This window comes from Mesocryomonas lacus, from assembly GCF_055730135.2.
Map to the genome: position 1 here is coordinate 65492 of NZ_JBUZWE020000016.1, position 26935 is coordinate 92426.

Consider the following 26935-nt stretch of genomic DNA (forward strand, 5'->3'; position numbering starts at 1 on the left):
GGAGAACTCCATGCCCCCTCGTCATTTCGATCCCGACAGCGACCTGCCCATCCTGGTGGCGGCCACCAAGGCGGCTGCCGAAATCGTCCTGTCGGGATTTGGCGGGGAGCTCGATCATGAGACGAAACGCGATGCCTCGCCCGTGACGGAGTGGGACCGGGCGGCCGAGCGGCTGATCGTCGACGCGCTAACCAACGCATTTCCCGACATCCCGATCGTCGCGGAGGAACAGATCGCGGAGGGACATCTCCCCCCCGATCTCGGCTACCGCTTCTTTCTAGTCGATCCGCTCGACGGCACGCGTGAATTCGTAGCGGGCCTCCCCGACTTCACCGTCAACATTGGCCTAGTGGAGGATGGGGTCCCCGTTTGCGGTGTCATTCTCGCGCCCGCCTTCGACGAGCTCTACGTCGGTAGTGCCAGAGGCGCGTTCAAGTCGCGGCGCCTGCGCAACGGCGACTGGACCGATCCCGAGATCATCGGCACGCGGCGGGGACCGGACCGGTTGCTGGCCCTTGCCAGCCGGTCGCACCGCACGCAGGAGACCAACAGCTACCTCGCAGGCCTCTCGCTGGAAGCGGTCATCCCGGTCGGTTCGTCGCTGAAGTTCTGCCGTATCGCCGAAGGAGCAGCGGACCTATACCCTTGTTTCGGCCGCACCATGGAATGGGACATCGCCGCCGGCCACGCTCTGCTGAACGCGGCCGGAGGAAGCGTCAGGCAAATCGACGGCAGCGAGATGCGCTACGGCCAGCGCGGCCGGCCCGATCTGGCGGACTTTGCCAACCCGCATTTCATCGCGACCGGTCAGACAAGCTTGCCCACACCCTAGACCGTTGGCTTCACCTCATTGCGAGGCTCGCCCGGCGCGCTTAACTACGCGGGCAGAACTCGGCGCCGGTGCCCTTTCTGTGGGCAACGTCGCCGACGGCCTCTTCTCTCAGAGCTTCATCCCGGTTCGTTGACATACGGGCCCCTTGTCAGGATTATCGCCTTGCTCCGTAAGATCGAAACCGCCGCCACCCCGGCTTCCGCCGTATCGCCTCCGGCAATGCCCGCGCCAAAGGCCGACAAGCGGCCTGAGCGGTTCGAACAGCACGGCCGCACGCGCGAGGACGACTATGCCTGGCTGCGGGCCGGCAACTGGCAGGATGTGTTCAAGGACACCTCGGTGCTCGACCCGTCCATCCGCGCCTATCTCGAGGCCGAGAACGCCTATCAGGACGCGGCGATGGCACCGACTGCGGCGCTGCGCGAGGCGCTGATCGCCGAGATGCGCGCGCGGATCAAGGAGGACGACAGTTCCGTCCCCGCGCCCGACGGCGCGTTCGAATACGGCGTCGCCTACCGCGAGGGCGCCGAATATCCGCGCTACATCCGCCGTCCGCGCGGCGGCAGCCTTGGCGACGAGACGGTGATCTTCGATGCCGAGAAGGAAGCGGCGGAGCGCAGCTACTTCTCGCTCGGCGGCGTCGATCATTCGAGCGACCACAAATGGCTTGCCTGGTCGGCCGACGACAAGGGCTCCGAATTCTACGCCATCGCGCTCCGCGATCTCGCCACCGGCGAGGACCAGCCGCTGCGGATCGAGGATACCAGCGGCGGCGTCGTCTGGTCGGCGAAGTCGCGCGGCTTCTACTACACCCGCCTCGACAGCAACCATCGCCCGAGCCGGGTCCACTACCACAGGCTTGGCGACGATCCCTCTGACGACGCGCTGATCTACGAAGAGACCGATACTGGATTCTTCATGGGCGTCGGCAAGACCCAGTCGGGCGAGTACGTGGTCATCCACATCCACGACCACGAGACCTCCGAGGCCTGGCTGATCCCCGCGCTTAATCCGGCGGCCGAGCCACGGCTTCTCGCCGAGCGGGAGACCGGCGTCGAATACGATGTCGACGAGGCCAACGGCACCCTCTACATCCTCACCAATGCCGACGGCGCGCGCGACTTCAAGATCGTCACCGCCCCCGTCGACGCCTCCCGCCGCGCCGAGTGGACCGACTATGTCGCGCACGAGGATGGCCGGCTGATCCTGAGCCACATGGTGCTGAAGGAGCACTTGATCTGGCTGGAGCGCCGCGACGGCCTGCCGCGGATCGTCGTCAAGCGCCTGTCGGATGGCGAGGAACACGCGGTCGCCTTCGACGAGGAGGCCTATTCGCTCGGCCTGTCCGGCACCTACGAGTTCGACACAACGGTGATCCGCTTCACCTATTCCTCCATGACGACGCCGTCGCAGACCTTCGACTACGACGTCGCGACGCGCGAGCGCACGCTTCTGAAGACGCAGGAAGTGCCGTCCGGCCATGATGCCGGCGACTACGTGACCCGCCGCATCTTCGCCACCGCCGCCGACGGCGAGCGCGTCCCGGTCTCGCTGCTCTACCGCAAGGACACGGCGCTCGACGGCACGGCGCCGCTGATGCTCTACGGCTACGGCGCCTACGGCATCTCGATCCCCGCCTCGTTCTCGACCAATGCGCTGAGCCTCGTCGACCGCGGCTTCGTCTGGGCCACCGCCCACATACGCGGCGGCAAGGACAAGGGTTTCGCCTGGTATGCCGCCGGACGGCGCGAGCACAAGGAGAACACCTTCTCCGATTTCATCGCCGTCGCCGACCATCTGGTCGCCGAGAAGTTCACGTCGCACGACCGGATCGTCGCGCAAGGCGGCTCGGCCGGCGGCATGCTGATGGGCGCGATCGCCAACATCGCGCCGGAAAAGTTCGGCGCCGTGGTGGCGGTGGTGCCCTTCGTCGACGTGCTCTCGACCATGCTCGACGACACGCTGCCGCTGACCCCGCCGGAATGGCCGGAATGGGGCAACCCGCTGGCCTCTGAAGCCGACTACGACCGCATCACCGGCTACAGCCCCTATGACAATGTCACGGCGAAAGCCTATCCGCCGATGCTGGTGCTGGCCGGCCTGACCGACCCGCGCGTCACCTATTGGGAGCCGGCGAAATGGGTGGCGAAGCTGCGGGCGCTGAAGACCGACGACCACCTCCTCCTTCTGCGCACCAACATGGACGCCGGCCATGGCGGCGCCTCCGGCCGCTTCGCGAGGCTGGAGGAGATCGCCTACATCTACGCCTTCTCGCTGCTGGTGATGGGCAAGAGCTGAGGGTCCGTCGCCCGCTTTCCGCCTACCTGGCCAAATGCCCGCCGGCCCACCTCTCCGATTGTCATCCCGGCCTTGAGCCGGGATCCATTCCTCTGCGCTTCGTCAATCGGTCCAGTGCAGAAGGGAAGGTCGACCGGAGTGGTGTTGTTCGGCGATTTCGAATGGATCCCGGCTCATGGCCGGGATGACGAACCGGAGAGGATTGCGTTCTTCAGTCGTCGTCGGAGCGGGCTGCGCCCTTCGTTCGATATCGGCAAGAGCTGTGCCCTTCCTTCGACGTCGGAAAGGGCTGCGCCCTTCACTCGATGTTGGGAAAAGCTGTGGACCTCAAATGATGATGGAGGCTCGCTCGTCCGCGCCGAACGTGCCACGTGCCGCCATCTTCCCAGCCCTCACCCTCCGATCGCCGGCACCGCCTTCAGATAAGCAGCGATCGCTTCGCGGTCCGCCGCTGGTAGCTTGGCAAGGTTCGCCTGAACCTCGACCATGGCCCCGCCAACGGAATCGTAGTCCGGCGTGAAGCCCGTCTCGAAATAGCTGACGAGATCCTCCTCAGACCAGTCCTTGGTGCTGCCGCCGGGGGTGATGTTCGGCACCCGGCCCTTGCCGGCCGGGTTCGGTGCTCCGCCGAGCCAGTTCGCCGTGTCGAGCCCGCCCGCGCCGCCGAACTGCCGCGGCGTGTGGCACTCGCCGCAATGGCCGGGGCCCTCGACGAGGTACTGCCCGCGCTTCACCGCCGCCGGGGCATCCGAGGCCAGCGTCACCACCGGTGCGGGATCGAGGAAAACGCGCTGCCACAGCGCAACGCCGCGCCGGATGTTGAACGGGAAGGTCAGCTCGTTCGACGGCGCAGCGCCGGAGACCGGCGGCACGGTCTTCAGGAACGCCCAGAGGTCGGCGACATCCTGCGGTGCCATGCGGACATAGGACGGGTAGGGAAAGGCCGGATAAAGCGCGCTGCCGTCGCGGGCGATGCCGCGCTGCATGGCATTGGCGAAATCGGCATAGGTCCAGTCGCCGAGGCCGTCGGCCTTGTCGGGCGAGATGTTCGGCGCGTGAAAGGTGCCGAAAGGCGTGACCAGCGGTTCGCCGCCGCCCAGCTGCAGTTTGGCCTCGCCCTCTGCCTTCGGCGCTGCATGGCACGACGTACAGCCCCCGGCCCAGAAGACAGCCTGTCCCCTGCCCGCGTCCCCCGTCGCCTCTTCGACGAGCGATGCCGCCTCCAGCCGTTGCGGCATGGTGAGAGCATAGAAGCCGGCGCCGGCCAGAAGGAGGATGCCGGCCGAGACCAGAAGAAGACGCTTCACCCTGTCGACGCTCCCCTGCCTGCCCCGTCACTGACCCGGCCACCGGGCACAGCGCCCGTTCAGCCCGCCGTCGCCATCCGCCTGCGACCCATAACGCCAGCAAATGACGTCGCCTGCCAGCGCGGGCAAAGCCAGCTCTGCCATCCGATCGGCCTTGGCTGACGAAGCCCTCTCTCCTGCGGGGCGTCCGACCTACTTGTCGACGCGGAATTCCTGGTGGCAGCTCTTGCAGTTGGCGGACACCGTCTGGAACGACGCCTCGAAGCTGTCGAGGTCGGCTGGCTTGGCGGCGATGGCGGCGGCGATGTCACCTTGGAACTTCGTCAGCTTGGCCTTGAACTCTTCCGGCTTCTGCCAGATCGCCGGCGCGGCCTCGGTGTCGCCGCCGGTCTTGCTGTCCTCGGGGAACAGGCCGCCGAATTTTTCGGCCGAGGCCTGCATGTCGGTGAACACGGCGGCAGCGGTTGCCGCGTCGAAGGGCTTCTCGCCTTTCAGCATCTGCCCGCTGGCCTTGGCCGCCTTGCCGATGGTCTTCATGGCGGTCTGGCGCTCTTTGATGACGTCGAGGTTCTGGGCCGAAGCCGGAAGCACGAGCGGCGCGACGGCCAGCATGCCGAGGCAGGCGAAGGCGAGAGAATTCATCTTCATCGTCGTTCTCCATTGCACGCGCGCACCGGCGGCGCTTCCCGCCATTGGACGGGAGATCGCCGTCATCCGCAATCTGGAATCTTTCTCAACTCGGCGTGACTAACGATTTCTCCGCACACCAAAACGAAAACCCCGTCGCGCAAGAATGCGCGACGGGGTCATAGACTAGCTCAGGGAATAGGTGATCAGGCGCCGGTGGCCTCGTAGCGCTCGAGCACGTAGTCCCAGTTGATGAGGTTGTCGACGAACGCTTCCAGGTACTTCGGCCGCGCGTTCCGGTAGTCGATGTAGTAGGAATGCTCCCAGACGTCGACGCCGAGGATAGGCTCGGCGCCGTGCACCAGCGGGTTCTCGCCGTTCGGGGTCTTCATGATCGACAGCTTGCCGTCCTTGACCGCGAGCCAGGCCCAGCCCGAGCCGAACTGGCCCTTGCCGGCATCCATGAAATCGTTCTTGAACTTGTCGTAGCCGCCGAGGTCGCTATCGATCGCGGTCTGCAGCTTGCCCGGCAGGCTCTTGCCGCCGCCGTCCTTCTTCATCCACTTCCAGAAATGGATGTGGTTGTAGTGCTGCGCGGCATTGTTGAAGAGCGGCTGGTTCTTGCCGAACGAGGCTTTCACGACTTCCTCGACCGAAGCGTCCGCCATGCCGGCTTCGGCGGCGAGCTTGTTGCCCATTTCGACATAGGCGTTGTGGTGCTTGTCGTGATGGTACTCGAGGGTCTCCTTCGACATGTAAGGCTGCAGGGCCTCGTAGTCGTACGGCAGCTCGGGAAGCGTGAAAGCCATGATGGTCTCCTTAAGGGGTCAGACGGCGGACGTGGCCCGTGTCAGGGACCGTCCGCGCCAATCACGTGGGCATAGTTAGCGTGTTGCGGCCGGAAGGCCATGCGCATTCGCGCGTGAGCGCCGAAGTTCCGGTCGCGCTATCAGGCTGCGAGCGACGCCGTCGCGCGGGCGAATTGCCAGTACAGCTCCCGGGCGCGCTCGTAGAAAGGCCCGACCTGCAAGGCCCTGCCCTCGATCCGGGTCACCGGCACGACCTTGGAATGATTGCCGGTCGAGAAGATCTCGTCGGCACTGAGGAAATCTTCCACCGTCAGGCTGCGCTGGACCACCCCGACCCCATCCGCGTCGAACAGGCTGATGATGCGCTGGCGCGTGATCCCGTTCAGGAACGTGCCGTTCGGGATCGGCGTGAAGAGCACGCCGTCCTTCGCCATGAAGACGTTCGAGGTGCCGGTCTCCGCGACATTGCCGATCATGTCGCGCAGCAGCGCGTTGTCGAAACCCCGACCGCGCGCCTCCATGATCGCGCGACCATTGTTGGGATAGAGGCAGCCGGACTTCGCGGCGGTCGGCATCGTCTCCGGCGTCGGCCGGCGGAAGGGCGAGACCGTCAGAGAGAATCCTTCAGGCGAGATCATCGGTGATTCGTAGAGGCACAGGCAGAACCGGGTCGATTCCGGCGCCGCCGGAACGCCCATGTAGCCGCCCTCCTCCGCCCAGTACATCGGGCGGATGTAGACCGCGGTGTTGCCGTCGAAACGCTGCAGCCCCTCGGCGACGAGGCCGACGATCTCTGCGCCCGTCATTGTCGGCTGCAGCCCTAAGGCGGTCGCGGAATAGTTGACGCGGTCAGCATGGAGATCGAGGTCGGGCGCCAGCCCGTCGAACCAGCGGCCGCCGTCGAACACCGAGCTGCCGAGCCACATGGCGTGGCTGCGCGGGCCGATGATTGACGGATTGCCTTCCAGCCATTCGCCGTCGAGAAAGGTGAAGGTGCGGCTGAGGGGCGAGGCCATGGTCTTCCTTTCGGGCTGCGGCCAGAAAGCCGCGCAGAAATCACCGGTCCGACCCGGCGCCGTGCCGTCATGCCACGCCGTGCCGGACAGGCAAAGCCTTCCCCTCGGCGCGCACCGGCCTATGACAATCGCCAGGGCATGCTGTTCGGGAGTAGCATTGTGCATTCGATTTTCGTCTTCGACGCCTACGGCACACTGTTCGACACCGGCGCCGCCGTCGCCCGCCATGCGGCCGAGCTCGGCGCGGCAAGCGACAAGCTCGCCGAAGTCTGGCGCCGCAAGCAGCTGGAATATTCCTGGGTCCGCACGCTGATGGGTGACGGCGCCCGGGACTTCTGGACGCTGACCGAAGAGGCGCTCGACCATGCCCTCGCCACCTTGCCGGCGGCCAATCCGGCCTTGCGTGCGCGGCTTCTCGAAGCCTATCGCGACCTCGACGCGTTTGCCGAAGTGCCGGAGGCGCTGCGCAAGCTGAAGGAGCGCGGGACGCGGCTCGCCATCCTGTCGAACGGCTCGCACGAGATGCTGGTGCGGGCGGCGCGGGCGGCCCGCATCGACCATCTCCTCGACGACATCTTCTCGGCCGAAGATGTCCGGCGCTACAAGACCGCCACCGAGGTCTACGAACTGGTGACCACTGCCTACCGGGTCTATCCCGATGCCGTCTCGTTCCAGTCTTCCAATCGCTGGGACATTGCGGGCGCCACCAGCTTTGGCTTCCGCACGGTCTGGATCAACCGCAACGAGGCGCCGGACGAGTATCAGGACCTTCCGCCGGCACTTGTCCTTCCCGATCTTGCCGGCCTTGCCTCCCGGGCCTGACCCAGAGGTGTTGCCTCTCGACCACAATCCCGGCAAAGCGTTCGGACAGCGCAACCTTCAGCTTCACTGCCTTGTTCAGGCTGCAAAATCGGGCGACGTCGGTTGCCTGTGATTCTCCCGGCCGGGAGGACAATCTTCCCACGACAGGCAGGCCATGAACGACAAGCTCCTCGACCGCGGCATCTCGCGCCGCCATCTCCTGCTCGGCCTCGGGCTTGGCGCGACGGCCTTGGCGGCCGGCTGCACCACCGGCCCGCGCGCCCGGATCCTCGGCAGCTATGATGGCGCGGTCCAGCCGGAATACGGCGGCTCGCTTGCCATGTACGGACCAATCGACGACGGCGGCTACCTCATTCCCGGCATCAATCCGCAGCGCGTCGATCCGCGGTTCTTCCGCCAAGAAGTTGCCGATCCAACCGGCGAGGCCCCCGGTACGGTGGTCATCGACACCAACAACTTCTACGCCTACTTCACCGAGCCGGGCGGCCGCGCGATGCGCTACGGGATCGGCGTCGGCCGCGATGGCTTCTCCTGGAGCGGCCGCGCCGTGATGCAGTGGAAGCGCAAGTGGCCCCGCTGGACCCCGCCGAACGAGATGATCGACCGCCAGCCGGAACTCGAGCCCTACCGCAATGTCGGCATGGACCCGGGCCTGATGAACCCGCTCGGCGCGCGCGCGCTCTACCTCTTCCAGAACGGCAAGGACACGCTGTACCGCTTGCATGGGACGCCACAGTACTGGACGATCGGCACGGCTGTCTCGTCAGGCTGCGTTCGTTTCATGAACCATGACATCATCGACCTCTACGAGCGTGTGCCGAACGGCGCACCGGTCGTCGTCGTCCAGAACGGCATGGTCTAAACACGAGTTCCGCGCCGCCCGAGAAGGGTGGTGGAATTAAAAACGGCGGGATCCTCGGATCCCGCCGTTTTCGTTCGACTGCTGTTGTCCGCAGATCGGGAGAACCAAGCCTATCCTGCCCGCCGCTCCCGCTCGATCGTCGACAGCCGGTGCTCGACCTCGCCTTGCCGGACCATGCCCGGGACCAGGAAGAGATCGACAATCTGGCCGATGCCCAGAAGACCGAAGGTCAGCAGCCACAAAAGCCCGGTCCAAGGCCGGCCGAGGTAGAAGCGGTGCAGCCCGCAGAAGCCGATCAGGCAGCCGAGCCAGAGGAGGTAGGCGGTGGGCGTCGATCTCATGCAGGCGTTTTCCTTCTTTCCATAGACCCTCAATATGGGATCTGCGGACGCGCTACGGCAGAGGTCAGTGCCAACGGCCGGTTATTTTCCGCGTTTCAGGCTTCCGAGCACCCCGCGCAGGATGGCGCTGGTAACGGTCGAGGCGACCGTGCGCCCGACCTGCTTCATCACCGTCTCCGTCAGTGTCTGGCGCTGGTAGCCGGAAGACTGCCGCCGCGGCGCCGAGCGGCGCGCGACGGGTGCGTCCCGCTCTTCCTCGACCTCCTGCGCGTCGTCGCGCCCGCCGCCGCCGAGGCCGAAGTCCGGCAGCTGGAAACCGGTGCGCGTGCGGGCCGGCGGTAGGTCACGCGCCTCGGCCGCCCGCGCCTCAGCCTCTTCGGCGCGCTGCCGTGCGCCTTCGGCGCGGCGCTCCGAGACGTCGCGGCTCGCGGCAGCTTTCGCCTCGGCCTCGGCCCGGCGCTGATCCTCTTCCTTCTTCAGGTCAGCGGCCGCCCGGCCGACCAGCATCTCGTAGGCGGACTCAGCGTCGATGGTGACGTCGTAGAGCCCGGCGACGGGGCTCTGGCGCATCACCTCGGCCCGTTCGTCATCGCTGATCGGCCCGACGCGCCCGGCCGGCGGACGGATCAGCGTCCGCTCCACCATCGAGGGCACGCCGCCCTTGGTCAGCGTAGACACCAGCGCCTCGCCGACGCCGAGTTGGGTGATCGCGGCGAAGCAGTCAAATTCCGGGTTCGGGCGGAAGGTTTCGGCAGCGGTCTTCACCGCCTTCTGCTCGCGCGGCGTATAGGCGCGCAGCGCGTGCTGCACCCGGTTGCCGAGCTGTGCTAGCACCGATTCCGGTAAGTCCAGCGGGTTCTGCGTGACGAAGTAGACGCCGACACCCTTGGAGCGGATCAGCTTCACCACCTGCTCGATCCGGTCGGTCAGGATCTTCGGCGCGCCGTCGAACAGGAGATGCGCCTCGTCGAAGAAGAAGACGAGCTTCGGCTTTTCGGGATCGCCGATCTCAGGCAGCTCCTCGAACAGTTCGGACAGCAACCAGAGCAGGAAGGTCGCGTAGAGCCGAGGATTGAGCATCAGCCGGTCGGCGGCCAACACGTTGACGTAGCCGCGGCCGTCGCGGTCGGTGCGCATGAGGTCGGAAATCTTCACCGCCGGCTCGCCGAAGAAATCAGCGGCGCCTTGCTGCTCCAGTACCAGGAGCGAACGCTGGATGGCGCCGACGGACTGCTTGGCGACATTGCCGTAGAGCCGCGAGATTTCCTCGGCATTCTCCGCGACGTGGCCGAGCATGGCCTGCAGATCCTTGAGGTCAAGCAGCAGCAGCCCTTCCTCGTCGGCGATCTTGAAGGCGATGTTGAGAACGCCCTCCTGCGCGTCGGTGAGGTTCATCAGCCGCGCCAGCAAAAGCGGCCCCATTTCCGCGACGGTCGCGCGGATCCGGTGCCCCTTCTCGCCGAAGATGTCCCAGAACATCGTGGGATAGGCGTCGTGGTAGTAGGGATCGAGCCCGATCGCCGCCGCGCGGGCGACCAAATAGTCCTTGTCCTCGCCGCGCACCGCGATGCCGGAAAGGTCGCCCTTGATGTCGGCGCAGAACACCGGCACGCCCGCCTCGGAAAACCCTTCGGCCAAAATCTGCAGCGTGACCGTCTTCCCCGTCCCGGTGGCGCCGGTGACGAGGCCGTGCCGGTTCGCGAGCTTCAGGTCGAGATATTCGCCTTGCTTGATCGCACCATTGGGAGCTTGACTGGATCCCAGGAAAATCTTGCCGTCTTCGAGCATCCGCCCCTCCCATGTCATCGCGCCTACTATGCCCTGCGCCCGCACGGACACAATGCGGAGGCCCTATCGGGGTGCCAGGCAAGGCGGTTTTGCCGATTGCCTCTTTCTCGGCGCTTTGCAATGGTCCGCCCATGCCGAACGGGCCGCAGATCAGCGGTGGCGCGGGACCAAGGAGGGTTTACCGATGGAAGAAGTATTAAACCGCATCGCGGCGGAAACGGGCCTGACACATGACAAGGCGAAGGAAGCCGTCGGGCATATCCTCGCCTACATGAAGGCGGAAGGCACGGACCCCGCGGTCGAGACGATGATCGCCGAGACGCCCGGCGCCAACGAGGCGATCGCTGCAGCCGGCGGTGGCGGCGGCGGCATGCTCGGCAGCGTGATGGGGGCGTTCGGCGGCGGGATCATGGCGCTCGGCGCCAAGCTGATGGGCCTCGGCCTCGACATGGGGCAAATCCGGATGATCGCATCCGAGCTGATCACCTACGCCAAGGCGAATGCCGGCGATGAAACCGTCGACCGTGTCATCGCCACCACGCCGGGCCTCGCGCAGTTCGCCTGACGCCTCCGCCCATCGGGGTGGGACACGAGGAGGGCGGTTTTGGCCGACCCTCCTCGCAGCAGGCACACCGTCTCGTGACCGGCCCCGGGACTGAGGCGGGCCGCTGAGCTTGGAAGCCACGCGGCGAACGGGTATGACGACCTGATGCCCGCGACAAACGACGTGAAATTGGAGCGCCCGGACGGTAAAGCCGTTTCGGCGGCTGACCTGGATATGACGATAGAGATCAACACGGCACGGCCGCGGGTTGCCAGGACCTGGTCCTACCGCCTTTCCCGGCTTCTGCGCCGGCCGCCGCTGCTCGTGCATCTCGCCGGTTTCGCGCTGATCGTGCTGATCCCCGCGTTGGTGTTCAGCGCCTTCCTGATCCTGCAGTTCTCGTCGCAGCAGAAGGAGATCGCCGCCGGCCAGGTCTCCGATACCGCCGAAATTATCTCCGACGCGGTCGACCGCGAGATCTACGGCCTCATGACGGCCGCCAAGGTGCTGGCGGCATCGGCCTTCGTCAACGAGGACGACCTGACGGAGATGCACCGGCGCGCGGCCGCCGCCCTCGCCACGACCAAGACCGACGCAGTGCTGATCGACCCGGCACTGCGCGTCGTCGTCGACACGCGGGTGCCGCTCTCCGAGCCGCTGACCGGCACCACCGATGCCCGCGCCGCGGAAATGGTGTTCCGGACCCGCCTCCCCTACATCTCCGACATCATTGGCGCAGCTGCCGACCAGCAGGCGTTCCACATCGCGGTTCCGGTGATCCGCGGCGACCGGGTGATCTACGTCCTGGCGATCGCCAAGCGCGCCAAGGATCTGCGCTCCGTCATCGCCGACCGGAACCTGCCGCAGACATGGACGGCGATGATCACCGACCGCCAGGGCAACCGGGTCATCGCGGCTCTCGCCACCGAGGGCCGCATGCGCGAAAGCCAGACGCCGTTCGAAAATCCGTCGATCGTCGGGTCGCTCGGCGATGCGCTCGGTCCCGACCTGATCGAGGCGTCCTACGGCTCGATCCTAACGGGATGGACGACCCGCGTCGCCGTCCCCGACTCGGTTATCGGGCGGCCGATCATGCGCTCCTGGCTCATGCTGGTCGGCACCGGCGTGGTGCTGCTGCTGTTCTGCGTCGGCCTTGCCGTCTTCTTCGGCCGCCGCGTCGCCTCGCCTATCCGCCATCTCGCCAGCCAGGCACGGGCGATCGGCAAAGGCGAGCCGGCTTTGCCGGTGCAAACCAACATCGAGGAAATTGCCGAGGTCTCGAAGATCCTGGCGCATTCTTCGCGCGAGCGGCGAGAGGCGGAAGAGCAGAACCGCTTTCTGATGCGCGAGATGACCCACCGCGCCAAGAACCAGTACGCTCTCATCGCCGCCATCGCGCGGCGGGCCGCCAAGGAAAGCGCGAGCACCAACGAGTTCCTGGACACGCTGTCGGAAGCCTTGAGCTCGCTCGCCCGTTCGGCGGACCTCCTCTCCGACGGCGGCTGGGAGAGCGCTGCGCTGGACGGTTTGGTGGAAACCCAGTTGAAGGCTTTCGGTGCCGGCAAGGGCGGGCAGATCGAGACGCACGGACCAAACGTCCGCCTTAGCCCCACGGCCGCGCAAACCATCGGCCTTGCCTTGCACGAGCTCGCGACGAATGCCGCTAAATATGGCGCGCTGTCCGTCAACGAGGGCTATGTGCGCATCGACTGGACGCTCGACCCCGTCTTCAGCCTCACCTGGCGCGAGATCGGCGGGCCTGTGGTGGTGCCGCCGAAACGCTCCGGTTTCGGCACGCTGGTGACGCAGAAGATGACGGCGCGCGCCCTCGGCGGCGAGGTCGAGATGGCCTATGCGCCGTCGGGGGTGGTCTGGAAGCTAACCGCGCCGCCGGAGATGATCATCGCCAGCTGATGCGGCGACGGCCCCGGCCGCCCAGCGTGTCATCTCTCCGCGCCGAACCGCGGACGGCGCTTGTGCGTCGTCGGTCAGCCACGGCCTGACGGATCGTGCTGACCCGTCAGGCCGTGCCCATCATGCCTGGCCGGTTACCCGCCAGATAACGTTGCCGACATCGTCCGCCACCAGCAGCGAACCGTCCGGGCCGATCGCGACGCCCACCGGGCGGCCATAGGATGCCTTCTCGTCCGGGGCGAGGAAGCCCGAGAGGATGTCGCGCGGCGGGCCGGAGGGCTTGCCGTTCTCGAACGGAATGAAGATGACCTTGTAGCCGCTGAGCGTCGAGCGGTTCCAGGAGCCGTGCTGACCGATGACCATGCCGTCGGGAAAGCCTGGAAGCGTGCCGGCCGGCATCCAGCAGAGGCCGAGCGAAGCGGTATGGCCGCCGAGCGCGTAGTCGGGCGTCAGAGCGCTCGCGACCTTCGCCTTGTCCTGCGGCACCCGGCCGTCGACGGTCTGGCCCCAGTAGCAATAGGGCCAGCCGTAGAAGCCGCCATCCTTCACCGACGTCAGGTAGTCCGGCGGCGTCTCGTCGCCGAGGCCGTCGCGCTCGTTGACGACGGTCCACAGCGCCCCGGTCGTCGGCTCGAAGGCAAGACCCACGGCATTGCGCAGGCCGCCAGCGAAGATGCGGTTGGTGCCGGCGGCCAGATCCAGCTCGTAGATCGCCGCCCGGCCCTCCTCGGCTTCCATGCCGCTGTCCCCGATATTGCTGAGCGAGCCGACGCCGGCATAGAGCTTTTGGCCGTCGGGGCTCAGCAGCAGGCTGCGCGTCCAGTGGCCGCCCGGCTTGAAGGTCGAGAGACGCTTGCCTGTCCCGGTGATCTTGCTGGCGCCCGCGGTGTAGGGAAACGCCATGACGCCATCGGTATTGCCGACATAGAAGGTGTCGCCGGCCAGCGCCATGCCGAAGGGACGGTTCAGGTTTTCGAGGAAGACGTTGGAGCTCTCCGCCACGCCGTCGCCATCGGCGTCGCGAAAGGCGAGGATGCGGTTCATGCTGACGCCGACGGCCGCCGCGCGCTTCATCGTGGCATACATCGCGTAGTCGAAGGCGGTCTTGATCGGGCCGTTGTCGCCCATCGCCTCGGCCACCAGCACCTCGCCGGTCGGCAGGACATGGATCCAGCGCGGATGCTTCAGGCCGGTGGCGAAGGCATTGACCTTCAGGCCGGGCGCGGCGACCGGCGTCTGGTTGCCGGTCCAGCCCTTGGCCGTCGGCATCTTCAGCGTCGGAATGCCCTGGGGCTTGGCCGCCGGGATCGACGGCGCGGTTCCCATGGCCTGTGCATGGTCGCTTCCCTCGAACTTGCGCAAGCGGATCGCCGCGGCGCCGACCAGCGCGACGACGTGTCCGAAGATATTGGTGATGCTCATTCTGTGCCCCCTCATGTTGCCGCGCAAACTAGCGGATGCGGACGTGGCTGGAAACCTGCGCCAGCGGCGATTTGCAGGCATTGGCGGGCATTACAGAGGACGCATACTGACGCAGGGACGGAGCCAATGCGGCGCCCCCTGCGATTGGCGAATTCACGATCTCTGTGAAAGATGCTCTGGTCCCGGAAAACAGGAAAACGCGCTGTGCGCGCCCCGCCAAGCGAAAATCTCTCTATGTATGTCGCCGGGAGGAACCGCGATGATGGCTGACGACTGCAGCGAGGCCGACTGGCGGCAGCTGGCCGAGAAGGCGCTGGCCGGTGCTCCGTTTTCCACTCTCGTCTCGCACAGCGAGGACGGCATCGCCTACGGACCGGTTTACGCCGAATCGGCCGTGCGCCCGATCCTGCGCGGTACGCTGGCGCCCTGGTCGATCGCGCAGCGGCTCGACGATCCCGATCCCGCGCGCGCCAACCATCAGGCCCTCGCCGACCTCGACGGCGGTGCGGATGCGCTGGTGCTGGTGCTGGAGGGCGCGCCCTCGGCTTACGGCTTCGGCTTGCCCGCCGCGGCGCTGGAAACCGCGCTCGCCGGGGTGATGCTGGACATCGTCCATCTGCGGCTCGAGGGTGGGGAGGATGCGCTTGCCGCCGCCGAAGGAACTGCCGCGATCGCCTTGGCGCAAGGCGTTCCAACGGATGCGCTCGATCTCGACCTCTGCCAGGATCCGCTCGGTGCCATGGCGGTTGCGGGACGCTTTCCGCCGGACGACCATGACCTCCAGCGAGCGTTTGCAACCGGCTTCGATCGGTATCTCGCCCGCGGCTTTACCGGCCGCTTTGCCGAGGCGGACGGCCGGATTTACCACGAGGCCGGCGCGACCGAGGCGCAGGAACTCGGCGCCGTGCTGGCGGGCGCGGTTTACGCCCTGCGGAGCCTCGACGGTCACGGCGTCGACCTTTCGCAGCTGCCGCGCCGGATCGGTTTCACCCTCGCCGCGGACCAGAAGCAGTGGCTGGTGACGGCGAAGCTGCGGGCGCTGCGCTTGCTGTGGCAGCGGGTCCAGCTTCTCTCCGGCATTGCCGACCCGGCCCCTGCCCGGCTGCACGTCGAAACATCGATGCGGATGATGACGGCCGTCGACCCGCACGGCAACATCCTGCGCACGACCATCGCCGCCTTCGCCGCGGCCACCGGCGGCGCCGACCGGATTTCGGTGCTGCCGTTCACCGCGGCCAACGGCCTGCCGGAGGCCAAGGCGCGCCGGCTCGCCCGCAACACTCAGCTGATCCTGCGGGACGAGGCGGGGCTCGGCCATGTCGGCGATCCCGCCGCCGGCTCGGGCGGCATCGAGGCACTGACCGCGAGCCTTGCCGCCGCCGCTTGGCAGGAATTCCGGCAGATCGAAAGCGAAGGCGGCCTGTTCTCCAGCCTCCGCCAGGGCCATCTGCAGCGCCGGATCGCGGCGAGCCGGGCGGACCGCGCGGCAGCCATCGCCGACCGGAGCGCGCCGATCGTCGGCGTGACGCTCTACCCGCTCGCCACCCCGCGCGATATCGCCGTGGCCTTGCCCCGACCGGCTGAGCCAGCGGTGCCAGACGGCGCCCCGGAGCCGACGGTATCGCCGCTCGCCCCGATCCGTCTCAGCCAGCAGCTGGAGACCGCCACATGAGCCGCATCCCCGATTTCACCGATATCGAATGGCAGTCGCCTGTCCTGCCGACGCCGGGCCCAACGACGGAGACGGTGCAGACGCCGGAGGCCATTCCGCTCGCGGCCTTCTACACTGAGGCCGACCGATCGGCGCTGCCGAACCGGCAGACATGGCCGGGCGCCTTGCCCTATCTGCGCGGCCCCTACCCGACGATGTACGTGCAGAAGCCCTGGACGATTCGGCAATATGCCGGCTTCTCCACCGCCTCGGCGTCCAATGAATTCTACCGCGCCAACCTTGCGGCCGGACAGAAAGGCCTGTCGGTCGCCTTCGATCTCGCCACCCACCGCGGCTATGATTCGGATCACCCGCGCGTCGCCGGCGATGTCGGCATGGCCGGCGTCGCCATCGATTCCATCCTCGACATGCGCGAGCTGTTCGACGGCATCCCGCTCGGCGAGATGAGCGTCTCGATGACGATGAACGGCGCCGTCCTGCCGGTCCTGGCGCTCTACATCGTCGCCGCCGAAGAGCAAGGCGTGCCGCAGAAGGCACTGTCCGGGACCATCCAGAACGACATCCTCAAGGAGTTCATGGTCCGCAACACCTACATCTACCCGCCAGCCGCTTCGATGCGGATCGTCTCCGACATCTTTGCCCACACCGCGGCGCACATGCCGAAATACAACTCGATCTCGATTTCCGGCTACCACATGCAGGAGGCAGGAGCGACGGCGGATCTCGAGCTCGCCTACACCCTCGCCGACGGCATCGAATACGCCAGAGCCGGCGTCGCCGCCGGGATGGACATCGACAGACTCGCGCCGCGCCTCTCCTTCTTCTGGGCGATCGGCATGAACTTCTTCATGGAAGTCGCCAAGCTGCGGGCGGCACGGCTCGTCTGGGCCGAGCTCATGCAAGCGAACTTCGCCCCGAAGGACCCGCGCTCGCTGTCGCTGCGCACGCATTCGCAGACCTCCGGCTGGTCGCTGACCGCCCAGGACGTCATGAACAACGTCGTGCGCACTGCCGTAGAGGCGATGGCGGCGACGCAAGGCGGCACCCAGTCGCTGCACACCAACTCCTTCGACGAGGCTCTCGCCTTGCCGACCGACTTCTCCGCCCGCATCGCCCGCAACACCCAGCACGTGCTGGCTCGCGAGACCGGTGCCAACCGCATCATCGATCCCTGGGGCGGCTCGGCCTATGTCGATAGCCTGACGCACCAACTGGCGGCGAAAGCCCGCGCCCACATCGTCGAGGTCGAGGCGCTGGGCGGCATGGCCCGGGCGATCGAGCGCGGCTTGCCGAAGACCCGCATCGAGGAGGCCGCAGCCAAGACCCAGGCCCGCATCGACAGCGGCGCGCAGGTGGTGGTCGGCATCAACCGATACCGCAGTGAGGCCGCCGACGACATCGACGTGCGCCGCGTCGACAATGCCGACGTCCGCCGCCAGCAGCTGGAGAAGCTCGCGCGGTTGAAGGCGGAGCGCGATCCGGCGGCGGTCGCCAACGCGCTCGATGCCCTGACCGAGGCCGCCGCCCGCAACAGCGGCAACCTCCTCGCCCTCTCGATCGATGCCGCCCGCGCGCGCGCCACCGTCGGGGAAATGGCGTCGGCGCTGGAAAAGGTGTTCGGTCGGCACGTGGCGAGCGGTCAGGTGATTTCGGGCGTCTACATGCGGGAGGCCGGCACCATGCGGGGCAAGATCGACGCGGTGCTGGCAAAGACAAAGGCTTTCGCTGTCGCAGAGGGACGGCGGCCGCGTATTCTGGTGGTCAAGATGGGCCAGGACGGCCACGATCGTGGGCAGAAAGTGATCGCCTCCGCCTTTGCCGATCTCGGCTTCGACGTCGACATCGGCCCGCTGTTCCAGACGCCGGAGGAAGCGGCACGGCAAGCGGTCGAGAACGACGTCCACATCGTCGGCGCCTCCTCGCTCGCCGCCGGCCATCTCACCCTCGTGCCGGCGCTGAAGGCGGCGCTCGAAAAGGACGGCCGCGGCGACATCATGATCGTCGTCGGCGGGGTCATTCCGCCGCAGGATTTCGAGGCGCTGACGGCCGCGGGCGCCGCGGCGATCTTTCCCCCCGGCACGGTCATCGCCGAGGCGGCGGAGGATCTGCTCGCCACGCTCTCGGCCCGGCTCGGCCACACGGCGGCGGGATAAGCCCCGCTGCCGCCTCGCCCTTTTGGTCAGGGACTTGCGCGCCCGGGCCAAACGGGTGCATGCAGCCGCGAGCCACCTGACCGTCTCCCAGGCGAGGGAAATCCACCATGATCGAAGTCTACCGCGCCGACGCGATGGCGCAGATGCATGCCGAGCGCGTGAACCCCGGTGAGAGCATTCCGCCTGATGCGATCTGGATCGACCTGATCAGCCCGACCAAGGCCGAGGAGCGCATGGTCGAGACGATGTGCGCCATCGAGGTTCCGACACGCGAGGAAATGCGCGAGATCGAGGTCTCCAGCCGCCTCTACTCCGAGGACAATGCGGACTTCATGACCGCGTCGGTGGTCTTCGGCCTCGACAGCGGCTCGCCGGGCTTTGCGCCGGTGACCTTCATCCTCACCGGCAAACGCCTGGTGACGCTGCGCTACACCGAGCCGAAATCCTTCGTCATCTTTGCCGGCAAGCTCTGCCGCGATCCGTCCGACGCCACCGTCCGCCAGGCGTTGACGCTGGAAGGCGAGCCGGTTCCGCTCGGCAGCACTAAGAGCCCCAAGGTGCCGTCGGCCGATGGAATCATGATCGGCCTCGTCGAGACCGTCATCGACCGCGTCGCCGACATGATGGAGGCAATCGCCGCCGATCTCGACCGTATCGCCAGCGACATCTTCAGCGCCTCGACCCGCAAGACGCCGACCGCCAATGCCGACTTCAAGTCGCTGCTGCAGCGCATTGGCAGCGCGGGCGACCTCATCTCGCGCACGCGCGAGAGCCTTGCCACCCTCGATCGGATGATGCCTTACCTGCAGTTCGTGCTGGACCGCCGCAAGGGACCGAAAGAAGCCAAGGCGCGGGTCAAAGCGATGTCGCGCGACATCACCTCGCTGAACGATTTTGTTGCCTTCCTGTCGAACAAGACGACGTTCCTCCTCGACACCACCGTCGGCATGATCTCGATCGAGCAGAACGCCATCATCAAGATCTTCTCGGTCGCCGCCGTCGGCTTCATGCCCCCGACGCTGGTCGCCTCCATTTATGGCATGAACTTCAAAATCATGCCGGAGCTCGACTGGCAGTTCGGTTATCCCATGGCGATCGGCCTGATGCTGATCTCCGCTGTTTTGCCGCTCATCTTTTTTCGCCACAAGAACTGGCTCTAGCCAACAGGCGGCCCGGTATTGCGTCCGGTTGCGTTCGTTCGCCTACTCTTGCTGATAAATCATAGATAGAATCTTAGGTCTTGCAGAGCAATGTTCGCGTCTTAGAGCTCCCGAAAAGTGACCATGCAGACCGCAAAACTACAGGCCTCTGACGACAGAAACGATCGCGGATACGCAGAGCGTGTTCCCGGCCTGCTGTATACGGATGCAGTGAGCTTCAGCGTGGGCTGCATTTGCACGCTGCTGGCCTGCGTCGTCACCTGTTTTCAGACCAACACGGTACTGGCCTGGACGGTCTGCTACGCGCTCGGCATCGTCACATTCCTCAGGGTCATTGCTGTCTCGGTCTACGGCCGGTTCGACGCTCTTTCGCGCATCTCCAATTCCATCTGGTCCAAGTTCTATTCGATTTCGGGCCTCTTTCACGTCTTCCTCGTGGGGCTCTGGCCGCTGGCGATCTTCGCCGCGCCGCAGAACACGTCCTCGCAGCTCTTCTCCTTCGCCACCGCCATCTGTTTCCTTGTCGGACTGATTGCCCGCAATTTCGCCTCGCCGGTCCTGGTGCGCCGGCAGTTGCTGCTGGGCGCCATCCCCATGGTGACCGCGCTGATCATTCCCGGCGAGATCTGGCACGCGGCCTTCGCCTTCTTCTTCGCCGTGTTCTGCGGGACGCTGCTGCGGATCTCGGACCGGATGCGAGAGACCTTCTCGCAGGCGATGCAGGCGGCGGAGGAAAATCGGCGCCTCGCCTACAGCGACACTTTGACCGAGCTGCCAAACCGCGTCGCCATGACCCGCTTGATCGAGACCGCTGCCAAGGCCGAGACGCCCTTTGCGCTGCACTTCATCGATCTCGACCGGTTCAAGCGCCTGAACGATTCCTATGGCCATGCCTTTGGCGATCGGGTGCTAATCGAGGCGGCGGCGCGTATCGGCGGCGTTGCGGGCGCTGGAAGCACGCTGTCGCGCTTTGCGGGCGATGAGTTCGTGCTGCTGCAGATGAACGTGCGTACAAGGGCAGAGGCCAGCGAAATGGCCGCCGCGGTGATCGCCGCGATGACCGATCCGATGCGGATCGAGGGCATATCGCTGACCGTCGCCTGCAGTCTTGGAACGGCGCTCTTCCCGTCCGACGGAAGGGCGTTGAGCGAGGTCATCCAGCGGGCCGATACCGCGCTCTACGCCGCCAAGGCGGCCGGCCGTGGCCAGCACATGTTCTTCGACAAGTCGATGGAGCACCGCGAGAAGGAGCGGGTGCGGATCGAGGCGGACCTGCGCGAGGCGATCAACGAGGACCAGCTTCACCTCGTCTTCCAGCCGATCGTCGACTGCGCCACCCACAAGGTGGCCTGCTGCGAGGCGCTGCTCCGCTGGGATCACCCGTTGCGGGGCCGGTTGTCACCAGGGGTTTTCCTGCCGATCGCCGAGGAATGCGGGTTGATGAAGGCGATCACCGACATCACGCTGCGCAAGGCCTGCGAGGCCGCCGTCACCTGGCCCGCCGATGTCGGCGTGGCGATCAACCTGTCGCCGAGCCAACTCGACCGGCCGGACATCGTCGAGACCGTGCTCGCCAGCGCCCGAAATGCTGGCTTGCCGGCGGAACGCGTCGAAATCGAGATCACCGAGAACCTCTTCCTCGACCAGGACAGTTGCGTGCTCGACAAGTTGCTCAAGCTGAGAGCCGCCGGCATCCGCTTCTCGCTCGACGACTTCGGAACGGGCTATTCCAATCTCGGCTACATCTCTCGGCTGCCGCTGGACAAGATCAAGATCGACCGGTCTTTCGTCGTTCAGGCGATGCAGCACGACAATGATCGGGCCCTGCTGCGCGGCATGATTCGGCTGATCCATTCCCTGAACCTCAAGATCGTCGTCGAGGGCATCGAGAACGACGCCCAGCTGCGGATGGTGATGGCCGAAGAGCTGGTCGGGGAACTGCAGGGGTTCATTTTCGGGCAACCGCTGCCATCTCCGGCGATCGGCGAGCTTCTCGGAGCCCTCGATGGCGGTGCCATGGCAGGAGCGCTACCGCACGGCGGCAGCCCGCTCCACGCGGCCTGCACAGCATAGATTGCTGCACTGCAGCAGAAAATTAACCAAGCCCGCGAAAATTTCCGCAAATTTTAATTAAATGCTTCGAATATTATTATGGCTCGCGTACGTTTTCCCCAAAGCGCCAGGGGATATATGGAATGCAGCCCAAGACCCAAGCATCGCAGTCCCATTTCGAACAAGAGCTCAATGCCACTCTTGCGCGAACCAGCTACTTCCGTGTCGAAAGTGACCGGGACAAGGACATCATCTACCGGTTGCGCTACGAAGCCTATCGGCTGGAGAACGCCATCGTGTCACGGGACGACCGGCGGTTCCACGATCACTACGACCGCGACCCCAATACTACAGTCTTTGGCGTCAACATTGACGGTCAACTGGCCGGCACCATCCGTCTTCACGTCGTGACACCCGAGCACCCGGTCGGCCCCGCCATGGACACTTATGGCGACGTGCTGGGCCCGCTGGTGGATGCCGGCGAGAGCTTCATCGATCCCAGTCGCTTTGTTACCAACCCCGTGGCGCGTCCGGGTGCCAAGCTGCTGCCCTTCGCGGTCACCCGTCTCGCCTGCATGGCCGCTGAACACTACGAGGCGGACTGGATGCTGGCGACGGTGCGTCTGGAGCATGCGGCGTTCTACCGTCGCTTCTGCAGCCTGAAGCCGCTGACCGAGCCGAGGGCCTATCCCGGCCTCACCAAGCCGCTGATGCTGCTGGGCGAGCGCAACGAGGATATCAGCGACAGCGTCTTCACCAAGTACCCGGTGTTCTCGTCGACCCTCGGCGAACGGCTGGCCCTCTTCAGCGGCATCAGCAACGATCAGGCAAGCGCGCCTTTCAACGACAACGCCAGGGGCAAGCCCTTCGACGCGGCGTGACCGGCGCCAACGAAGGCTGGCGCTACCTTATGCCGAAAGCGCGATAGACGGGCACGCCGCTGCTGGCGCTTGGGATAGCCGATTCGGTGACGGCGATGTCGCCGAGCGCCACATGGAAGTCGGACTTGATGCAGGCGGGGTCGGTGTTGCTGGCATCCCCCGTCAGCGCCAGCGCCTGGCAGCGGCAGCCGCCGAAGTCGATGTGCTTGCGCTCGCAGGAACGGCAAGGCTCCGGCATCCAGTCGGTGCCGCGATAAGCCTCGAAGGCCGGTGACGCCGCCCAGATGTCGGCGATCGAGTGGTCGCGCACCGACCAGAAGTCGAGGTGCGGGATCGTCTGCGCGGCATGGCAGGGCAGCGCCAGACCGGCCGGGGTCACGCTCAGCGTGCGCTGGCCCCATCCGCCATTGCAGGTCTTGGGATAGCGCGCGTAATAGTCGGGGAATACCGCGTCGATGACCAGCACACCCGCCAGCCGCGCCCGCGCCTCCTCAACCTCGACGATCGTGCGGTCGACATCGGCACGCGCCGGCATCAGCTGGGCGCGGTTCTTCAGCGCCCAGCCGTAATACTGGGTATGCGCGATCTCCAGCCGCTTGGCGCCGAAGGCGACGGCCTTGTCGATCATCGCCGGCACCTGGTGAATGTTGGTGCGGTGGATCACGGCGTTCAGCGTCAGCGGAAAACCGCGCTTCACCACCTCTGCGGCAAAGGCCTCCTTGCGCTCGAACCCGCCTTTGTAGCCGCCGACCGCCTCGGTGATGGCGGCATCCGCGCCTTGCAGCGACAGCTGGATATGGTCGAGCCCGGCCTCGTAGAGAGCGTCGAGCGTCGCGAGGCTGACGCCGATGCCGGAGGTGATGAGGTTGGTGTAAAGCCCGACCTCGGCCGCATGCCGCGTCAGTTCGACGATGTCCTTGCGTGCCGTCGGCTCGCCGCCGGAAAGGTGGATGTGGATGACGCCGAGTTCAGCCGCCTCGGTAAACACCCGCTTCCAGGTCTCGGTGTCGAGTTCGGTCGAACGCGTATCGAGTTCGATCGGATTGGAACAATAGGTGCAGCGGAGCGGGCAGCGGTGCGTCAGTTCCGCCAGCAGACCGATCGGCGGCGGCGGCACGGCACGGCCGGTCTGGACGGTGGCCGGTGCGACAAGCTCGTTCATAGCGTCACCATCTGCTTGGACTGCAGATCCAGAAGAAAGCTCTCGACGTCCGGCCGGATGACCGCCAGATCGGCGGCGAAGATCAGGCTGAGCGACTCGAGGATCTCGCCAAGGCTCGCCTTGCCGTCGATCCGTTTCAGGATCTCGACCGAGACCTCGTCGGCATTGAAGATCCGCTCGGGCGCAACGAGGATAAAGGCGCCGCGCGCCTTGTCCTCGCGAAACCGGACGCCATGCGGAAAGCGCGGCACGATGTTGTCAGCAATTCCCGCCATCAGAACGTCTTCCCATCAGCACCCGGCTGCCACACGTCCGGCGGCGGCAGCTTCGGGGCGACATAGGCATGCTCCAGCGCGTCGAGCTGCGCCCACAGCACCGAGCACTTGAAGCGCAGCGCGTTCAGCACCGCGCGCTGCTCGTCCGGTCGGCGGGCATGGCGGATGCAGTAGTCGAGCGCAAAATCGGAATCGCGTTTAGCCTGCACCGGGCGCTTGTCGAAATAGGCGAGCGTTTCCGGCGAGATGAAGTCGTAGTGCTCGAGCATGCCGCGAACGCGCACGCCGATCACGCCGGGCGAGAAAAGTTCGGTCAGCGAGGAGGCGATCGCCTCGAGCAGCGTGCGCTCGCGCACGAAGGTGACGTAGGCGTCCACCGCAAAGCGGGTACCGGGCAAGATGCCCTCCCCCGCCAGCACGTAGTCGCGATCAAGCCCGACACCGTCGGTGAGGGCGATCCATTTCTCGATGCCGCCGCGGTTTTCGGCGTCGCCGTCATGGTCGATGATCCGCTCGCGCCATTCGCGCCGAAGCTCGGTCGTGCCGAGGCGGGCAAGGATGTAGCTGTCCTTTATCGGGATCTGCGACTGGTAGTAATAGCGGTTCAGCGCCCAGGCCTGCACCTGCGTCTTGTTCAACTCGCCCGCCTGCAGCTTCAGCTGGAAGGGATGCAGGTGATGGTAGCGGGTCGCGCCGATTTCGCGCAGGGCCGACACGAAATCATCCGGGCTCAGCATCGTCACAGCGAAATCTCCATCCCGTCAAAGGCAATCCGCCAACCCGCCGCCTCCGCCACCGCCCGCTCGGGCGAGCCGTCGATCAGGACCGGGTTGGTGTTGTTGATATGGATATAGATGCGGTCCTTTACACTGGCATCCGCGAAGGCGTGCAGGCTGCCCCCATCGCCGGAGATCGGCATGTGGCCCATCCGCCGGCCGGTCTTGATCCCGACACCGGCGCGCTGCATCTCGTCGTCGACAAAGACCGTCCCATCGAACAGGAGCACGTCGGCATCGGCCACTCGCTCCACGAGGTGATCGGGCACATAGGCGCAGCCGGGGATGTAATACGCCACCTTGCCGCCCGCCGAGAGGCGAACGCCCACCGTCATCTCGCCCTCGGCGCCGACGTCGACCTCGGCGGTCTCGAGATAGAGCGGCACCTTGCCGGGGACCGAAAAGATCTCGACGGCTAAGCCCGGCACGGGTTCGAATCTCTCGCCGACCCGCACGGGACGGCGCGCGACAAAGTCGGGATCGAGCACGGAGAAGATCGGGTTGTCGGCGATGATGCCGAGCACGCCATCGGTTCCGTAGAGCGTGTAGGCCTGCTTTTCCCGGAGGGTCAGCAGACCGGCGACATGGTCGACGTCGCCATTGGTGACCAGCACGGCGGAGAAGGGCGACGCGCGCCTGGCGTCCAGTGATGCACCGGCCATCGGCGACATCGGCGGCGAGACCTGGATCTGCTGGCGAAGGTCGGGCGAGGCGTTGAGGAGCAGCCAATGCTCTCCGTCCACCGTCGCCGCGATCGACGACTGCGTCCGGGACGAGACACGCGGGTCTCCCTCCCAGGCGAGGCGGCAAACCCCGCAAAGGCAGTTCCACTGCGGGAACCCACCACCCGCAGCCGAACCCAAAACAAAAAGCCGCAGATGGGGTTCATCCCGTCCGCGGCTTTTCTCAGTTGTCACCGATTTAGAATTCGATCGGCATGTAGCCGTTGATTTCCATCGCGACGCAAACTTCAACGAGTACGGGTTTCTTCCAGGCCATGGTGGTCGCTCCAAACTGTGACGGCGGACATGTCCGTCTGCCAATGATGATCGGTGCCCTAGGCTCCAGATATAGACGAAGACGGGCCCGTCTTAAAGTGGGAGGCGAATTAAAAAGCCGTAATATGCGGGTTGGCTCAAGCGGTTAGCCGCGGATTCGATGCTGCAGCGCACGCAGCGACATACCTCGACAGCGCGCCTGTCCTCGCCTAGAGCGGGGCATGGCCCAGATCGACGTACAGAAGCTCGCAGATGGCGTCCTCGCGGGCGAACGCGCCCCTCTTTCGCGCGCCATCACCCTCGTCGAGTCGACCCGCAGCGACCACCGCACCGCAGCGGACGCCCTGCTGGACCTCCTCGTCCGCCACACCGGCGGCGCCATCCGGATCGGCTTGACCGGCATACCGGGCGCCGGAAAGTCCACCTTGATCGACCATCTGGGCGCAACGCTCACCGCCGAGGGCCGCTGCGTGGCCGTCCTCGCGGTCGATCCGAGCTCGCAGCGCTCCGGCGGATCGATCCTTGGCGACAAGACGCGCATGGCGCGGCTGGCGGTCGATCCCCGCGCCTTCGTCCGCCCCTCTCCGACCTCCGGCACGCTCGGGGGCGTTGCGTCCCGGACGCGGGAGACCGTGCTGCTCTGCGAGGCCGCCGGTTTCGATGTGGTGATCGTCGAAACCGTCGGCGTCGGCCAGTCCGAGATTGTCGTCGCCGACATGGTCGACCTCTTTGTCCTCCTGATGCTGCCGGGCGGCGGCGACGAATTGCAGGGCATCAAGAAAGGCATCGTCGAGATTGCCGACATCATCGCGGTCAACAAGGCCGATGGCGACCGCAGGGAAGCCGCCCGCCGGGCAGCCGCCGAAATTCGCGCCGCGCTCGACATCGTCGGCCCGCGCGACCCCGCCTGGACGCCGCCGGTGCTGACGCTGTCGGGCGAGACCGGCGAGGGCCTTGCGGAACTCTGGGCCGCCGTCGGGCGGTTCCGCGCGGTTCAGGTCGCGTCCGGCGCCTTCGCCGAGCGGCGTGCGGCGCAGAACGTGCAATGGCTCTGGTCTGAGCTCGGCGATGGCCTGCGGCGAGCGCTGCTCGCCTTTCCCGGCCTTGCGGAGGCCATGGCCACAGGCGAAGCCGACGCCCGCGCCGGCCGCCGGGCCCCGCCGGCGATTGCCGCCGGCGTGCTGGCCGCTTTCATGGAGCGTTAAGCCTGTCGGACGAAATCTG

General features: G+C 66.1%; 22 protein-coding genes and 1 pseudogene. 12 read left to right on the forward strand and 11 right to left on the reverse strand.

All coding sequences use genetic code 11. The features are described 5' to 3' along the window. Positions 1–10 precede the first annotated feature (10 nt). Positions 11–832, forward strand: coding sequence for a 3'(2'),5'-bisphosphate nucleotidase CysQ (gene cysQ / locus ACZLZY_RS21695; protein ID WP_472936141.1), 822 nt, complete (start codon positions 11–13; stop codon positions 830–832). Between the two features lie 219 nt (positions 833–1051). Next, positions 1052–3130 (forward strand): S9 family peptidase, encoded by a 2079-nt coding sequence (locus ACZLZY_RS21700; RefSeq protein ID WP_472936216.1) that lies wholly within the window; start codon positions 1052–1054, stop codon positions 3128–3130. A 392-nt stretch (positions 3131–3522) separates the two neighbouring features. Here ACZLZY_RS21700 and ACZLZY_RS21705 read toward each other — a convergent pair whose 3' ends face one another. The 4 genes from ACZLZY_RS21705 to ACZLZY_RS21720 form a co-directional block, all read right to left on the reverse strand. After that, entirely contained in the window at positions 3523–4437 is a 915-nt protein-coding gene (locus ACZLZY_RS21705) for a cytochrome c (RefSeq protein ID WP_472936142.1), read from the reverse strand. Positions 4438–4629: 192 nt separating this feature from the next. Next, positions 4630–5085 (reverse strand): c-type cytochrome, encoded by a 456-nt coding sequence (locus ACZLZY_RS21710; protein ID WP_472936143.1) that lies wholly within the window; start codon positions 5083–5085, stop codon positions 4630–4632. A gap of 185 nt (positions 5086–5270) precedes the next feature. After that, a complete protein-coding gene (locus ACZLZY_RS21715; protein WP_472936144.1) occupies positions 5271–5873 on the reverse strand; it encodes a superoxide dismutase in 603 nt (200 codons plus the stop codon). Positions 5874–6013: 140 nt separating this feature from the next. Beyond that, positions 6014–6889 (reverse strand): branched-chain amino acid aminotransferase, encoded by an 876-nt coding sequence (locus tag ACZLZY_RS21720; RefSeq protein ID WP_472936145.1) that lies wholly within the window; start codon positions 6887–6889, stop codon positions 6014–6016. Positions 6890–7045: 156 nt separating this feature from the next. Here ACZLZY_RS21720 and ACZLZY_RS21725 point away from each other — a divergent pair, with 156 nt between their 5' ends. Together ACZLZY_RS21725 and ACZLZY_RS21730 are read left to right on the forward strand one after the other, a co-directional pair. Continuing rightward, entirely contained in the window at positions 7046–7711 is a 666-nt protein-coding gene (locus ACZLZY_RS21725; protein WP_472936217.1) for a haloacid dehalogenase type II, read from the forward strand. Positions 7712–7865: 154 nt separating this feature from the next. Beyond that, complete coding sequence (locus ACZLZY_RS21730; protein ID WP_472936146.1) at positions 7866–8573, forward strand: L,D-transpeptidase; 708 nt, start codon at positions 7866–7868, stop codon at positions 8571–8573. Positions 8574–8683: 110 nt separating this feature from the next. Here the strand turns inward: ACZLZY_RS21730 and ACZLZY_RS21735 are convergent, their stop codons facing one another. Then, on the reverse strand, positions 8684–8914 hold the full coding sequence (locus tag ACZLZY_RS21735) for an NINE protein (protein ID WP_472936147.1): 231 nt from the start codon (positions 8912–8914) through the stop codon (positions 8684–8686). Between the two features lie 81 nt (positions 8915–8995). Next, positions 8996–10702, reverse strand: a complete 1707-nt coding sequence (locus ACZLZY_RS21740; RefSeq protein WP_472936148.1) for a helicase HerA-like domain-containing protein — start codon at positions 10700–10702, stop codon at positions 8996–8998. Positions 10703–10886: 184 nt separating this feature from the next. Here ACZLZY_RS21740 and ACZLZY_RS21745 point away from each other — a divergent pair, with 184 nt between their 5' ends. Continuing rightward, positions 10887–11267 carry a hypothetical protein gene (locus tag ACZLZY_RS21745; protein ID WP_472936149.1) on the forward strand — a complete coding sequence of 127 codons (381 nt, stop codon included), beginning with the start codon at positions 10887–10889 and terminating at the stop codon, positions 11265–11267. Positions 11268–11480: 213 nt separating this feature from the next. Continuing rightward, positions 11481–13160 carry a sensor histidine kinase gene (locus ACZLZY_RS21750; RefSeq protein WP_472936150.1) on the forward strand — a complete coding sequence of 560 codons (1680 nt, stop codon included), beginning with the start codon at positions 11481–11483 and terminating at the stop codon, positions 13158–13160. 120 nt (positions 13161–13280) lie between these two features. Here ACZLZY_RS21750 and ACZLZY_RS21755 read toward each other — a convergent pair whose 3' ends face one another. Then, the gene (locus tag ACZLZY_RS21755) at positions 13281–14582 is read right to left on the reverse strand and encodes a PQQ-dependent sugar dehydrogenase (protein ID WP_472936151.1); all 1302 of its coding nucleotides are present in this window, start codon (positions 14580–14582) and stop codon (positions 13281–13283) included. 262 nt (positions 14583–14844) lie between these two features. Here ACZLZY_RS21755 and ACZLZY_RS21760 point away from each other — a divergent pair, with 262 nt between their 5' ends. The 5 genes from ACZLZY_RS21760 (at position 14845) to ACZLZY_RS21780 (ending at position 22500) form a co-directional block, all read left to right on the forward strand. Beyond that, positions 14845–16254: a methylmalonyl-CoA mutase family protein gene (locus tag ACZLZY_RS21760; protein WP_472936152.1), complete on the forward strand. Its 1410-nt coding sequence runs from the start codon at positions 14845–14847 to the stop codon at positions 16252–16254. After that, positions 16251–18407 carry a methylmalonyl-CoA mutase gene (scpA, locus tag ACZLZY_RS21765; protein WP_472936153.1) on the forward strand — a complete coding sequence of 719 codons (2157 nt, stop codon included), beginning with the start codon at positions 16251–16253 and terminating at the stop codon, positions 18405–18407. Before ACZLZY_RS21760 ends, scpA begins: the two co-directional genes overlap by 4 nt. 107 nt (positions 18408–18514) lie before the next feature. Then, the gene (locus ACZLZY_RS21770) at positions 18515–19567 is read left to right on the forward strand and encodes a magnesium transporter CorA family protein (protein WP_472936154.1); all 1053 of its coding nucleotides are present in this window, start codon (positions 18515–18517) and stop codon (positions 19565–19567) included. A 210-nt stretch (positions 19568–19777) separates the two neighbouring features. Beyond that, positions 19778–21640: a putative bifunctional diguanylate cyclase/phosphodiesterase gene (locus ACZLZY_RS21775; protein WP_472936155.1), complete on the forward strand. Its 1863-nt coding sequence runs from the start codon at positions 19778–19780 to the stop codon at positions 21638–21640. A 122-nt stretch (positions 21641–21762) separates the two neighbouring features. Further along, complete coding sequence (locus tag ACZLZY_RS21780; RefSeq protein ID WP_472936156.1) at positions 21763–22500, forward strand: N-acyl amino acid synthase FeeM domain-containing protein; 738 nt, start codon at positions 21763–21765, stop codon at positions 22498–22500. 22 nt (positions 22501–22522) lie between these two features. Here ACZLZY_RS21780 and pqqE read toward each other — a convergent pair whose 3' ends face one another. The 4 genes and pseudogenes from pqqE to pqqA all read right to left on the reverse strand — a co-directional run bounded on the left by pqqE (position 22523) and on the right by pqqA (position 25712). Beyond that, complete coding sequence (gene pqqE, locus ACZLZY_RS21785) at positions 22523–23662, reverse strand: pyrroloquinoline quinone biosynthesis protein PqqE (protein ID WP_472936157.1); 1140 nt, start codon at positions 23660–23662, stop codon at positions 22523–22525. Beyond that, positions 23659–24674: pseudogene (gene pqqC, locus ACZLZY_RS21790) on the reverse strand (pyrroloquinoline-quinone synthase PqqC). The gene pqqE and the pseudogene pqqC overlap by 4 nt, the downstream one beginning before the upstream one ends. Positions 24675–24676: 2 nt before the next feature. Further along, the gene (gene pqqB / locus ACZLZY_RS21795; RefSeq protein WP_472936218.1) at positions 24677–25591 is read right to left on the reverse strand and encodes a pyrroloquinoline quinone biosynthesis protein PqqB; all 915 of its coding nucleotides are present in this window, start codon (positions 25589–25591) and stop codon (positions 24677–24679) included. A gap of 43 nt (positions 25592–25634) precedes the next feature. Further along, the gene (pqqA, locus tag ACZLZY_RS21800; protein ID WP_156381978.1) at positions 25635–25712 is read right to left on the reverse strand and encodes a pyrroloquinoline quinone precursor peptide PqqA; all 78 of its coding nucleotides are present in this window, start codon (positions 25710–25712) and stop codon (positions 25635–25637) included. A gap of 220 nt (positions 25713–25932) precedes the next feature. On the opposite strand from pqqA, the gene meaB reads away from it, so the two are divergent. Further along, positions 25933–26916, forward strand: coding sequence for a methylmalonyl Co-A mutase-associated GTPase MeaB (gene meaB, locus ACZLZY_RS21805; RefSeq protein WP_472936158.1), 984 nt, complete (start codon positions 25933–25935; stop codon positions 26914–26916). Positions 26917–26935 lie beyond the last annotated feature (19 nt).

Bases quoted from the DNA above. Each gene is read 5' to 3' on its own strand.
- pqqE (WP_472936157.1), bottom strand. From the start codon at position 23,662: ATGAACGAGCTTGTCGCACCGGCCACCGTCCAGACCGGCCGTGCCGTG.
- ACZLZY_RS21750 (WP_472936150.1), top strand. From the start codon at position 11,481: ATGACGATAGAGATCAACACGGCACGGCCGCGGGTTGCCAGGACCTGG.
- cysQ (WP_472936141.1), top strand. From the start codon at position 11: ATGCCCCCTCGTCATTTCGATCCCGACAGCGACCTGCCCATCCTGGTG.
- pqqA (WP_156381978.1), bottom strand. From the start codon at position 25,712: ATGGCCTGGAAGAAACCCGTACTCGTTGAAGTTTGCGTCGCGATGGAA.
- ACZLZY_RS21715 (WP_472936144.1), bottom strand. From the start codon at position 5,873: ATGGCTTTCACGCTTCCCGAGCTGCCGTACGACTACGAGGCCCTGCAG.
- scpA (WP_472936153.1), top strand. From the start codon at position 16,251: ATGAGCCGCATCCCCGATTTCACCGATATCGAATGGCAGTCGCCTGTC.
- ACZLZY_RS21760 (WP_472936152.1), top strand. From the start codon at position 14,845: ATGGCTGACGACTGCAGCGAGGCCGACTGGCGGCAGCTGGCCGAGAAG.
- ACZLZY_RS21735 (WP_472936147.1), bottom strand. From the start codon at position 8,914: ATGAGATCGACGCCCACCGCCTACCTCCTCTGGCTCGGCTGCCTGATC.
- ACZLZY_RS21755 (WP_472936151.1), bottom strand. From the start codon at position 14,582: ATGAGCATCACCAATATCTTCGGACACGTCGTCGCGCTGGTCGGCGCC.
- ACZLZY_RS21770 (WP_472936154.1), top strand. From the start codon at position 18,515: ATGATCGAAGTCTACCGCGCCGACGCGATGGCGCAGATGCATGCCGAG.
- ACZLZY_RS21745 (WP_472936149.1), top strand. From the start codon at position 10,887: ATGGAAGAAGTATTAAACCGCATCGCGGCGGAAACGGGCCTGACACAT.
- ACZLZY_RS21740 (WP_472936148.1), bottom strand. From the start codon at position 10,702: ATGCTCGAAGACGGCAAGATTTTCCTGGGATCCAGTCAAGCTCCCAAT.
- ACZLZY_RS21730 (WP_472936146.1), top strand. From the start codon at position 7,866: ATGAACGACAAGCTCCTCGACCGCGGCATCTCGCGCCGCCATCTCCTG.
- ACZLZY_RS21710 (WP_472936143.1), bottom strand. From the start codon at position 5,085: ATGAAGATGAATTCTCTCGCCTTCGCCTGCCTCGGCATGCTGGCCGTC.
- ACZLZY_RS21780 (WP_472936156.1), top strand. From the start codon at position 21,763: ATGCAGCCCAAGACCCAAGCATCGCAGTCCCATTTCGAACAAGAGCTC.
- ACZLZY_RS21720 (WP_472936145.1), bottom strand. From the start codon at position 6,889: ATGGCCTCGCCCCTCAGCCGCACCTTCACCTTTCTCGACGGCGAATGG.
- ACZLZY_RS21700 (WP_472936216.1), top strand. From the start codon at position 1,052: ATGCCCGCGCCAAAGGCCGACAAGCGGCCTGAGCGGTTCGAACAGCAC.
- meaB (WP_472936158.1), top strand. From the start codon at position 25,933: ATGGCCCAGATCGACGTACAGAAGCTCGCAGATGGCGTCCTCGCGGGC.